Annotated in this window: 11 protein-coding genes; all 11 read left to right on the top strand. The window is 56.5% G+C overall.

Features of this window, described 5'->3' with window-relative positions:
• The first annotated feature begins 65 nt into the window (after positions 1–65).
• The 11 genes from C233_RS0108485 (at position 66) to C233_RS0108435 (ending at position 12,348) form a co-directional block, all read left to right on the top strand.
• Entirely contained in the window at positions 66–1,310 is a 1,245-nt protein-coding gene (locus C233_RS0108485) for a Clp protease ClpP (RefSeq protein WP_018667172.1), read from the top strand.
• A 120-nt stretch (positions 1,311–1,430) separates the two neighbouring features.
• Positions 1,431–2,480: a hypothetical protein gene (locus C233_RS0108480; RefSeq protein ID WP_018667171.1), complete on the top strand. Its 1,050-nt coding sequence runs from the start codon at positions 1,431–1,433 to the stop codon at positions 2,478–2,480.
• 74 nt (positions 2,481–2,554) lie between these two features.
• The gene (locus C233_RS0108475; RefSeq protein ID WP_018667170.1) at positions 2,555–2,884 is read left to right on the top strand and encodes a hypothetical protein; all 330 of its coding nucleotides are present in this window, start codon (positions 2,555–2,557) and stop codon (positions 2,882–2,884) included.
• A complete protein-coding gene (locus C233_RS0108470) occupies positions 2,884–4,233 on the top strand; it encodes a DUF2586 family protein (protein ID WP_018667169.1) in 1,350 nt (449 codons plus the stop codon). Before C233_RS0108475 ends, C233_RS0108470 begins: the two co-directional genes overlap by 1 nt.
• A gap of 3 nt (positions 4,234–4,236) precedes the next feature.
• Positions 4,237–4,692 (top strand): hypothetical protein, encoded by a 456-nt coding sequence (locus C233_RS0108465; protein ID WP_025068697.1) that lies wholly within the window; start codon positions 4,237–4,239, stop codon positions 4,690–4,692.
• 3 nt (positions 4,693–4,695) lie between these two features.
• The gene (locus tag C233_RS0108460; RefSeq protein ID WP_018667167.1) at positions 4,696–5,181 is read left to right on the top strand and encodes a DNA N-6-adenine-methyltransferase; all 486 of its coding nucleotides are present in this window, start codon (positions 4,696–4,698) and stop codon (positions 5,179–5,181) included.
• A gap of 294 nt (positions 5,182–5,475) precedes the next feature.
• Positions 5,476–5,832 (top strand): hypothetical protein, encoded by a 357-nt coding sequence (locus tag C233_RS0108455; RefSeq protein ID WP_018667166.1) that lies wholly within the window; start codon positions 5,476–5,478, stop codon positions 5,830–5,832.
• Between the two features lie 41 nt (positions 5,833–5,873).
• On the top strand, positions 5,874–6,029 hold the full coding sequence (locus tag C233_RS24470; RefSeq protein ID WP_018667165.1) for a hypothetical protein: 156 nt from the start codon (positions 5,874–5,876) through the stop codon (positions 6,027–6,029).
• A gap of 164 nt (positions 6,030–6,193) precedes the next feature.
• Positions 6,194–10,015: a phage tail tape measure protein gene (locus C233_RS0108445; RefSeq protein ID WP_018667164.1), complete on the top strand. Its 3,822-nt coding sequence runs from the start codon at positions 6,194–6,196 to the stop codon at positions 10,013–10,015.
• 42 nt (positions 10,016–10,057) lie between these two features.
• A complete protein-coding gene (locus C233_RS0108440) occupies positions 10,058–11,035 on the top strand; it encodes a DUF6046 domain-containing protein (RefSeq protein ID WP_018667163.1) in 978 nt (325 codons plus the stop codon).
• Positions 11,032–12,348: a hypothetical protein gene (locus tag C233_RS0108435; RefSeq protein WP_018667162.1), complete on the top strand. Its 1,317-nt coding sequence runs from the start codon at positions 11,032–11,034 to the stop codon at positions 12,346–12,348. The genes C233_RS0108440 and C233_RS0108435 overlap by 4 nt, the downstream gene beginning before the upstream one ends.
• The last annotated feature ends 8 nt before the right edge of the window (positions 12,349–12,356 follow it).

Here is a 12,356-nt window from a genome sequence, read left to right as displayed (position 1 = left end):
GCTTCCAAGCCCTGTTCAACTTTCTTCACGCGACGTTCCTATTCTTGCACAAAAGATAATTCTATATGGATGTGAACACGCTTCAATACGTCGTTGGCGAGGTGAAGGCCGGAGAACCGGCCGTCATCCGCTTTTTCGGAAGGGTAACGGAAGAGAGCACCTCGCGTTTCAACGAGGAGTTCGATTTCCTGGAGAACGTGATACGCCCGTCCTGCATCAGGATACTGATCAATTCGGAAGGGGGCAGCGTGCTGTACGGAATGTCCACCTATTCCACCATCGCCAACTCCAAGACCGACACGGAATGTATCATCGAAGGAGTGGCGGCTTCCATGGCATCGATCATCTGGGCGGCAGGCAGACGGTCTCTCATGAGGGATTATGCCATCCTGATGATACATAATCCCATGTTGCCGGACGGTGAGGGCGACGGGGAAGCCTCGGACATGGTCAGGGCTTTCACCCGCCAGATTGAAACCATATACCGGAAACGCTTCGGGCTGAAGGCGGAACATGTCAGGTCCATCATGGACGGGGAAGCCGGAAAGGACGGAACGTATTTCGATGCGGCAGCAGCCGTCAAGGCGGGTATCATCCCTGCCGGGAATGTCATCCGTACCTCGAAACAGTTGTGCGAGAGAGTACACGACCAGGTTTCCGCCTTGACCGATACCACCGCTATCCAGGAGCTGATGAGCCGCGTCTGCGACGAGAACAAACTTTTTATCCCGCCTGCACCTACTCTTAGAGAAACAGAAGACAATATGGCAAACGAGAACAAGACACAAGGTATCGAATACGGAGCGATAGCCGCTTCTTTAGGCATGCAGGACAAGGAGGTCAAGGACGTGATGGCACGCATATCGGAGCTTGCGGCCATAGAGACCAAGTACAAGGAAGCGCAGAAGTCCCTGAGCGACGCGCAGACCGTGATCGCGGGAAAGGATGCCGCCATCCAAAACCTGCAGAAGGACCTGGCGACCGCCACGTCCCGCCTTTCCGCCTATGAACAGAAGGAGAAGGACGAGCAGGCTGCACGCATCGAGACGCTGGTGGAGAACGCCATCAACGAGGGAAAAATCGACCGCGAGGCAAAGGCGCAGTGGGTGGAGATGGCCGGCTCCAATTTTGAGCTGGCAGAGAGCACGCTGGCGTCCATTCCTGCCAGGGAGAAGATTTCCAAGGAAATCGCGGAAGACCCTGCCAACATACAGTCCGCGACAGATACCGCCAAGACTGCCGAGCAGCTGATGGCGGAAAAGGTGGCGGAAGTGGTCGGCAGCGACTTCAAGTTCAAGAAGCTCCGCTGACCGGACTTCCGGGACTGCATACACTTGTTCAATTGACATGCCGGAGACCCCACGGTCTCGTGCGGAATGTATCCGCCAGTCGGCCAAGTTTCATTTTTCACCAGACAACTTAGATCGACAATGGCTGATACAGTAAACTTTCTTCAGAACGGGTATAGCGGCGAGGTGCTTGAAGACCTGCTGACCTATACCGTGCAGGGCAACGACACGGTCCGCGAGGGGCTGATCCACATCAAGACGGGCATCCAGCACCGCTACACGCTCCCTGCCATCAAATTAGGAAACATCATCCAGGACAATGTCCCGACACCGCAGCCCATACACGGGGCGAAAGGCGATGACGGCAGCAACGAGTACCAGTTCACCGAACGCTATCTCGAACCGTCGGACTTCATGATTTACCTGGAGTTCAACCCGAGGGACTACGAGAAGTACTGGAAGTTCGCCCAGCCGGAAGGCAACCTCGTGTTCCGTGAGCTGGACCCCAAAATCCAGGCCACGATGCTCCGTCTGCTGATGGACAAGAAGAACGAGTACATCGGCAACGCCATCTGGACTTCCGCCCGCGGCGGAGAGACGGTAGCCAAAGTTACCGCACCGGAAGGGTGCACGAAAATCGGCGCCAACAAGGAAAAGTATTTCGACGGGGTCATCAAGCGCATCCTCGACAACGTGAACTCGCAGGATGCCGAGGTGAAGGCCGGCGGACAGTGCATCGTTTCCGGCACGACCGAACTCACGGACGGCGCTGCCGTGGAAGCGGCCCTTTACTCGATGTGGAAAAAATGTCCCAAGCAGATCCGCAAGAAGACATCGCTGGCGTTCATCGTCGGCTGGGATGCCTGGGACGCGTACGACCAGTACATCTCGGACAAGCAGGTCAAGTACTCCGAGAATACCGAGGTCAACCGCTACCGTTTCAAGGGGAAGCGCGTCATTCCTATCGTCGGTATCCCCGAACACACGATGGTGCTCGGAGAATTCTCGACCGGGATGGACTCCAACCTCTGGATGGGGGTCGATTACGCCAATGACACGGATATCCTGAAAATCGACCGCCTGCAGGCCAACTCCGAACTTTTCTTCTTCCAGATGAGAATGAAAATGGACGTGAACATCGTCCGTCCGGCGGAGATAGTGGTCCATACCGCATACAAGAAAAGCGAATAATACACCTTTCATCTGATTTGATTGTCTCACCCGGGGAACGGAGGTATTGCCCCGTTCCCCATTTTCATTGAACTATGGCCAAGAAAACCAATCCGGAAGAAAACCGGCAGGAACAGGAAGTCCCTGCGGCAGTGCAGAAGGAAACGGTACAGGAACAGTCCGAGCAGCAGTCCCCCGAAAATGGAAACGAGGAAAAGGACACGGAAGACACGTTACGGGACGGGGAAACCGCAGAAGCCGGCTCGCCCTGGATACAGGGACTGCTCAGGCTGTACCCCTCATATCCCTCCCTGTTTATCGACAGCCGGGGAGGAACATTCACCCCCGACACGGCAAAGGCCCTGCGTGGCGATGCCGTACTGTACAGAAACCCTTACTACAACAAGTCTAAAACAAAATCATAATGGCACTTGGAAATGTCTTTATAAAGGATGTGGACGGGAATATCCCCTATGATACCGGCTCCTCCAACGAGAAGGTCACGGGACTCCTGTTCGATGTCTCGCTGCAGCCGAAACTCTTCACCGAGGGTTACGGCAAGACCAACGAGACGAAGGTCAGGCTCGGGGACGTGTGCTACATCACGTCCTTCAAGTCCGCCGTGAACGACTTCGGCATCATTGAACGGGTGGAGGCGACGGAGGACGAGGAAACCAATGTCAATTTCATGTACGGCATCCCGGCATACCATATCCGCGAGTTTTTCCGCATGTCCGGAAACGTGAACGGCTCCGGCAAGCTGTACGTGATGTTTGCCGACTGCTCCTCCAACTGGGACGCGCTGGAAATCATGCAGCGTGCCGCGGGAGGCATGATCAGCCAGATAGGTATCTGGACGGAACAGCCGATATGGAAAGCGAACGGCCCGGCGGACAAATACAACCTGAACCTGGTCAAGGGACTCAATGACGTGGCCGTGGGGCTCGCGGAGCAGAACCAGCCGCTTTCGCTCGTGCTGTCCGCCAATCCGTCCCACACGGGGGCGGACACGACGGAGGGGCGGCAGGTAGACTTGAACAAGATACCGTCCTGTATATGCGAGTCCAGCCGTATCAGCTGCATCTTCGGGCAGGCGCACAGCGAAAAGGTCTCCACCATGCAGATGTGCAATGCAAACCATACGCCCGTGGGATTCCTGGGGGCGGTCATGGGGGCTATCGCCAAGGCGAATGTACAGGAGTCCATTGCATGGGTCAAGCAGTTCAATCTCTTCACGGACGATTTTCAGGAAATCGAACTCGGTTTCGGGGACATCAACCTCGACGAGGAGGAGGAAAATTTCCTGAGCCTGAACCGGTACGAGTCGCTTTCACCCTCCCTGCTGGATGAGCTGGACGAGAAGGGATACATTTTCCCTATCAAGTACGCGGGCAGGGAGAACGGCATCTACATATCGAAGGACCAGACCTGCTCCACGGGCGATTTCAGGACGATAGCCCGTAACCGCACGATAAACAAGAGCCGGAGGGCGGTCCGTGCGGCCCTGCTGCCGTATGTCAATTCCCCTCTGCTGGTCAATCCCTCGACGGGGTACCTCGCCACGTCCAAGATCACGGCGTTCAAGACCCTTGTCGGCGATATCCTGGCGAAGATGCAGGCGGCACAGGAGATTTCAGGGTATGCCGTCACCATAGACCCCAACCAGAACGTGCTGGTCAACGACACGCTCAAGATTTCATACGTCCTTGTCCCGGTAGGTGTGGCTACGCGCATCGAAGTGGAAGAAGGACTGTCTCTCACCGCAAACAGTTAAGCTATGGCAGTAATCAACAATGTCGCGTACTCGTGGTCGATGATAACTCTTTCATCGACCGCGCTCGGAATCGATGAAGGCTCCACCACGTTGGAAGGGGTGTCCGGCATCAAGTGGTCCAAGAAACGCAAGGTGGAATCCAACTACGGCATGGGCGGGAAACCGGTATCGAGGGGGTTCGGGAACATTACCTATACCGCCTCCATCACCATGGACTACGCCACCCAGCAGCTTCTGCGTTCCACTTACGGCTCGCTGATGGACATCGGGGAGTTCGACCTGATCATTTCCTTTGCCAATCCCATGGCCAGTGACGACTGGACGACAACAACCGTCACGCTGAAAGGATGCATCTTCTCGGAAGACGGGATGGAGTCGCAGCAGGATGACACGAATATCACGCACGAATTCGACCTGAACCCGTTCGATATCGTCGTGGGTAGCGGAGATACCATATAAGGCATGGATGTAAGGTTTGAAGGACGCTCGTCCACGGGAAAGAACGAATGGCTCACCCCTCCGGACCTGCTGGAACGCCTGGGGCCGTTCGACCTCGACCCCTGTGCACCGGTAAACCGTCCGTGGGCTACGGCCGCGCATCATTACACGATAGAGGATGACGGGCTGAAACAGCCGTGGTTCGGACGGGTATTCTGCAATCCACCGTATGACACCTCACTTATCGTGCAGTTCATACGCAGGTGTTCCGAACACGGGAATGCCGTCGCACTGACCTTCGCCAGGACGGACACCCGTCTTTTCCACGAGTGGATATTTCCCAGGGCGGATTCCGTCCTTTTCATCAAGGGGCGGCTGAGCTTCCATCATGTGAGCGGCGAGCGCGGAAGCACCGCCGGCGCACCTTCCTGCCTGATAGCCTTTGGCAAGGCAAATACCGCGGTGCTGAAGAGTTGCGGCATTGAAGGGAAACTGGTCCAGCTTCGATAAAAACAGACTATCCGGTACTATTTGCCTGTTTGCGTAACACTAAGATAGGCGGCAAAAATTTCATGTCGCTATAAGTCATTACTTTTCACGTCTATTACGTGTATACGGTGTCCCAAGGGAGACTGCACAGTCCTCCAACAATCTGTTGAAGATTGCGGAAATGCCCGGCATACCAGTGTCCGCCGCCTTGGCAGAAATCACAAAAACGTTGTTGCAGGAACAGGATCTGGCTCGTTTTATAATCCTTTCTCCCGTTTTTCCTCTATGCTTTAGGAGAACTAAAAACATTTCGACATGGAAGAAAAAATGCTGACACTCGAACAGGAAGCGAAAATCAAGGAAAGAGCCTTGAAGCTGAAAGAAGAAAAAAAACTGCGCAAGGTGTATCCCATGGTCGTATTCGGGGATACGGCGGCCGGAGAAAAAACGTCCTACGTGGCCTTCATGGCAGAGCCGACTTTCCCGCAGTTTTCCAAATTTATGGCCGCCTCCAAAAAAGACGAGGTGCTTGCCATGAGGACTCTTGCCAGGGACTGTTTCATCGAGGGCGACAAGGAACTCGTAGATGATGATTCGTTGTTCCTTTTCGGGCTTATGGGGCAGTTGTCCGAACTCATCACCACCCGCCAGAGCATGCTGGTAAATTTATAGACCGCTGGGCGGTACGTGATGATCAGCGCATCCGGCAACGGATGATTTACCTGCGTCACTACTTTCCCGGCGTGAATATCGACGAGATGACGGACGAGGAGTTCGCCATGCTTTCGGAGGAGGCCCTGTGGCTGCACGAGCAGATGCTGGCCAGCCGCATGGTTCTTCCGGGCGTTTCCCCTTCCGCCGCTGACTGAAGAAAAGGGTGTCGTTTCATTTTAATATGAAGCGGCACCCTTGATTTTTGAATGGACTGAAACAACCCCGAACATATTCAAGGGGCATTTCTTCTGACGTAGGGATGCCTTTTTAATCTCCTCCTTTCCATTCCTTCTATTCTTGTAGCATACAGGAAACCTTTATGGCACAGGAACAGAACTACCAGGTCAATTACAGCATAAACGTGGATGCCTCCGCCGGCACCAAGCAGGTCATCGCTTTCGGTGAAGCGGTCGGCAAGCTGGTACAGGCAAAGGCCAGCCTCACCCCGGCAGTCAACAACATCAAGTCCATGATGGACGAGATCGACCGGGTGTTCCGCACCAAGAACGGCAAGAGGCGAAACTTCGACTACCGCCTGACCATCGAGACCGGGATGACGGAAGAGAAGCTGATCCGGGTGAAGAACCTGTTGACGGAAATCGGCACCCTGTCCAAAGGCATCAACCTGGTCATCAACGCCGGACAGCCCCTCGACAGCAAAGGTATCAAGGCGAAAGCCAAAAGCCTTTACGAGAAAAAGGCGGCGGAACTCAGGAAAACCGAAATCGAGAACACCGCCGCCTCGTCCGTGCGTAGCGTGCTGGATGCCCAGAAGCAGATTACCAAGGTTATCGGAAAAATCAATTCCGCGCTTGTATCCCTCGGCAAAGGAAAGGAGGTGGATATCCGGACGGATGCCGCCAAAGGCAGGCTGCAGGAAATCCTCTCCCTGCTGGAACGGATAAAGGGAGCCGCGCGTATCCCGTTTTCCCTGCAAGGGAGCGGTCTACCGGCACAGGCGGGAGCCCCGGTGGCTGTCCCGTATGCCTTGCCGGCGTATGCCCTTCCTGAGAAGGCACAGCAAAGGCTGGCGGAACAGTTGTACGTCTCCCAGCAGAAGCACCGCCAGAAACTCGCCCAGGCCGACGAGCTTTTCGAGATGCAGCAGCGTCAGCGCGGCAGGCAGACCGGGACCGAAGCGGAAGAACGGCGACAGAAGGAACAGGCAAGACGGGAGGAACAGGAACGGCGCAACGCGGCAAAAGCAGCCGAGCGGTTACGGAAACAGGCGGAGGCAGCCCGCGTAAAGGCGGAAAAGGAGGCAAGGGAGGAGAAGCAGCGAAACGCCGTCCAGGCAATACGGCAGATGCAGGCGGAGCAAAGTGCCGCGGGGACGCTGCACCGCAGCAAGCGGCGTGCGGCCATCAACCGTATCCAGTACTCCCGTGCCCCCTCGTTAAGGGACCTCCCGTTCGCTACCATGCTGAATGCCTACATGGGCTACAGCCTGCTCAGGTCGGAACTGGCGGAAGCCGTCGAATACGCCAACCTGATGGAATCCGCCCGTTCCATTCTAAAGGTGGCGGACGACAGCCTCGGGACATTCGAGTCCCGTTTCGACCAGATGGCCCGTCACGTGCGTAAAATCGGTATCGACACGAAGTACACCGCCGTGGAAGTGGCAGGGGCCGTCAAGTATCTGGCAATGGCCGGTATGGGAATCGATACGATAAACCAGTCCATCCGCCCGATCACGAACCTCGCCCTTATCGGGGACAACGACGTGGCATACATCGCCGACCTCGCTACCAATATCATGGCGGGGTACGATATACGCAACGGGAGCATGGACAGTGTGGCGGATGTCATCGCCTCCACGATTTCCCGCTCCAACGTGAATATCGTGGAGATGGCCGAGAGCTACAAGATGGCTGCCGGCTACCTGAGAATGGCGGGCGTGGACTTCACCGAGAGCGCGGCGGCAGTCGGACTGCTGGGTAACATGGGATTGAAAGGCACGCTGGCGGGTACTTCCCTGCGTGCCATGTCCACCCGTTTCGCCAAGCCGACCAAAGAAGCGCAGAAGGTGCTGGACCGCCTGGGCGTCAGGTTCACGGAGATGCGTGATATCGCGGGCGTGCAGGTCGAGAAGCTGCGCCCCATCGCCGACATTTTCGAGGAGCTGAACAAGAAGGGTGCTTCCATGGCGGACATGCAGGCGATATTCGGCAAGATCGGGGGCAATGCCGCCATGATGTTCGTGCGCAACTACGGACAGTTGCGGGAACTGGCTGTCCATAACCGTACCTCGCACGGCATCGCCTCCGAGCTGGCACTTGTGAAACAGAACACGACCAAAGGCTTGTGGGACCAGGTCACCTCGCAGGTTTCCGAAGGGTTCATGCAGGCGTACGAGATCCTGGAGCCGGAAATCCGTACGGTGTTCCACTCGTTCCTGGAAAAGTTCAAGGCCCCGGAATTTACCCGGGGGCTGGTCACCATCGGACGGGCATTGCTGGACATTATGACCCTGCTCGGCAATATCGGGGCGTGGGTTACCCGTAATTTCCACTGGATAGAACCGCTCGTGTTTACCGGCTATGCCTCCATCCAGCTGTTCAAGATAGCGGGAGCGTTGACCAATATAGGTATCGCCCTGGGTTTTATCGGGAAACAGTCGGCCGCTGCCGGCTCTGTGGAACTCATACAGGGGCTGGCCGGCATGAAAGGATTGGGCAAGGCCGGTTTTGCCCGGAAACGGGCCATCGTGTCAGCCATGCAGTCGGCCGGCATTTCGGGGAAGGGTGCCATGATGCAGGCTTTGGCAGCCAGGGGCGGTGTCTGGGGGACACGGCAGGCTCTCCAGTCCCTGTTCGCCACGCAAGTCGCCACGGGAGGAAGCCTGACGGGTGCGGCGGCTTCTTTGAGTGCCATCAGCACGGGAGCCGTGGCGGCTACGGCAGGCTTGTCGGCTCTGGTCGGGGCGTTAGGCTGGGTGGCGTACAAGACATGGCAGGTGAAGAAGGCCAAGGACGCCGTGCTGGAGGAAATCGAGAAAAACCGCAAGTACCGCTATCCTTCCATCGAGACGTTGTATTCCTCCCTGAGCGAGACCTACCAGATCGCGCTGAAAACCAAACGGGCGGTGGATGACGTGGTGGCGGGCAAGAGCATAGAGGAAGCCTCCGGGCACAAGATAGGCTTTTTCACCAGGAACTGGTGGGCCGGCTTCCTGGGGATGTTTGCCGCCGCGTCTTCGGAAGGAATGGTCACCGTCGATGACGTGTACAACACGGATGACGCCCGGCAGGACGATATAAGGGACGCCCTGATCACCCTCGCCAAGCGTGACAGCCAGGAACGCATCAACTCCGCGTACGCCGAGTTCGGCAAGCTGACGACCGCCTTGGAGGTCAATGCCTTCATCAAGACCGTCAGGGAACGTTTCGGGCAGCAGGAGAAGGACCTGGAAAAGTCCCTGTGGCGCGAGGTGGACGGAAAGATAGTATACAATTCCGACCTGGGGGACAAGCCCGAGGCCATAGCGGCGCAGACCTACGACTATGCCAGATACATGAACGGGAAGACCGTTCCGGAAATCATCCGTGCGGCGACGGCTTACAGGGATGCCATATCGGGTGCGGACAAGGCGCAGGAGCTGATGAGAAAGGGCGGTTTCGATTTCGAGCAGCTGAAAAAGTGGGGATACGTGCAGGGGAAAGACGGGCAATGGGGACAGAAAGCACTGGCCGGAAATGTTACGGACGAGGAACGCGAAGACTATATCGCGCACCGCAAGCTGGCGCATGACACCCTCGTGAAATTCGCCGCATCGCTCCGCCAGACCTTCGGCGGTTCATCCGAGGCGGCGGAGAACATCCTCCGTTCGGCCGGTTTCGCCCCCATGCTGTTCAGCAACGAACCGGACTCGAATGACACGCGCCCGTTCGATTCCAACCCGATAACGAACAACGGCCTGGACGACGGGGGTGCGGGAGGTAATTACTCGGGGACAGGGAAACTTTCGTCGGCCGCACCCAAGCAGGTCATCGTCAATATCAGCAGCCTGCTCAGTATCGGTACCATTGACCTTATGAAGACCGAGGAAGGACGGCAGGCGGAAATCCGGAACCTGAAGGAAGAGCTGGCGCGGGCATTGATAGACGTGGTGCATGACTTCGACGCGAGCTGGAACGGGTAAGGGGCGTAACAATGGCATGACATTCAAAAAAACGACAGGAATATGGGAAGATTGATACAGATAGCCGCTTCCACTCTGCTGAGCGGGGGCATTCTCTCCGGCGGCTCCCTGGGCGGGTATATCAGCGACGCCACCCGCCGTGCCTTGGGCATGGGGCTTGCCGAGTTTCAGGACGGGCAGGTACATTATTTCTCCAAACATCACGACCTTCTGAAAAGGGCCGCCATCCAGACGGTATCGCAGGCGGCTTACGGGTTGCTCCGTTCCTATCCCCGCTATTTGCAGTATTGGGAACAGCGGACGCGCGACAAGTACCTGCAGACACAATCGCAGTCGAGCCTTGCCAACAAGACCGGGCAGTATTACCAGCTCATCAGGGAGCAGCAGGCAGTCGCCAGGCAGAAGAACTACACGGACACCATCGTGGGGCGTACCGTACCCGACTATCTGGAACTCTCCATTTCCACGGAAGGCAACTACTACGACAGCAAGGAAGGCAAGGTGTGCCCCAACAGTTCCTACGGGCTGGTGACATTCGTCGATTTGCAGCCCCATGTGCAGGTGTCCAGCCGGAACAATATCGTGCTGACCACGGTACAGGGACGGGACTATACCCGCAAGGAATACGTTTCCGGCGGCGACCTGGAAATCTCCGTGTCAGGCAAGATCACCTCCAAATACCCGGATGTCTATCCGGAAGCCGAGGTGTCGAAATTTCTGAAGCTGATGCAGTTCAAGGGTGTCCTGGACTGTGACAACACCATACTCCGCCAGTTCAACATCACCCGCCTGATCGTGCTGGGCTATACGTTCCTGCCGTCCGACTGCCGGAACATACAGCCCTACAGCCTTTCCTGCGTGGCGGTGGAGCCTTCGGAGAGCGTGGAGCTGAAACTTGCCGGGCAGGAGAAGGTGGACGAGGCAATCAAGCACACCAACAAATGGATCAAGTATGTCAAATTCGGCACGGAGGTCGTTGACCCGTCCTCCCTGCTCAAGATTACCCGCCTGTGGTTATGACAACGATGGACGTGCTCTGTTGCCGCATCACTATCGGAGACCCCGACCCCGGAAACCCGATGCGGATCATGAACGGGATTGAAATCGACGAGGTGCAGGAGTTGGAAATCAACGAGAGCTACAAGAAACTGGTCGGAACGGCACGCTTCAGGTTCCCGAAAGGGACAGTCTGTCGCGGCACCGTTATCGGCAACGGGACTCCGGAAGGCAAGGATGTCTCGCGCATCACGGCGGAGGTCATGCAGGACGGCGTCATCATCGAGAAGCGGCAGAGCCAGAATGTCCTCGACGCCACCACGTTCAAGGTCGGTCAGCGCATCAATGCCAAACTGGGCTACAACGGGGTATTGAAGAACATGTTCGACGGGTATATCACGGGGTACAACTCGGACGGCCTGCTGGAGTTGCAGTGCGAGAACATGGCGTACAAGCTGAAACTGGTGCAGGCGCCCATGTTCGAGACTCCCGTCACGGGAACGACAGTCAAGGATGTACTCGAAGGCAAGTACAATATATTGAAGGACACGGGGTTCAAGCTCCACAGCGACACGCGCAAGTATGACATACAGATCGGAAAGGTCAAGGTAACGGACAATTTCACCGTTGCCGACATCCTTTCCGAGTGGTCCCGCTACAAGGTCTATTGCTTCCTGAAATATGACGCGGAGGACGAGGGGGCCATGCCGTCCATTGCCGTGGGACGTCCGTATTCTTCCAGTAAGGGACAGCCGGTTTTCCCCGAAGACGATTCGACGGGACCGTACAAGCTGCTGTTCGATTACCATGTGGCCGGAAACGACCTGAAAGTAGTCCGGACAGACCCCAAGTTCCTCGCGGTAACGGGCAAGGCATTGGGGATCGACCAGAAATTTTTCGAGGTGACAGTACGCATGAACCCGGAATATGACCCGTCCACACCGGGAAGCAAGGAGTTCCAGACCGTCAATGCCACGCAGATTTCCAAGAAAACCCACAAGGTGACGGGCAATACTACCGCCAAAGGTGCCGATACCCGTACAAAGGTCGATTTGAGTACCTATACCATCGTGCCTTACATGTCGCCGCACATCGGCATCTCCTCCGATGACCTGGTGGCGGAAACGACCGAGTATTTCCGGAACTATAACCTGAACGGCATCACGGGGACCGTAACCATTTTCGGGGACTACGGCCTTTTCCCGGCCGTGCAGGTGGAACTGGCGGACAACCGGAACCCGTCCAAGAACGGGGTCTATCTCGTGGAAGAGGTGACGACGACGTTCGGGGTGAACGGTTACCGGCAGAAACTGTCTATTCCGTACAGGATACGGTAAGGAAGGTT

The organism is Bacteroides gallinarum DSM 18171 = JCM 13658, from assembly GCF_000374365.1.
GTDB classification, from domain to species: domain Bacteria; phylum Bacteroidota; class Bacteroidia; order Bacteroidales; family Bacteroidaceae; genus Bacteroides; species Bacteroides gallinarum.
This window is presented reverse-complemented; position numbering and strand designations above follow the sequence as displayed.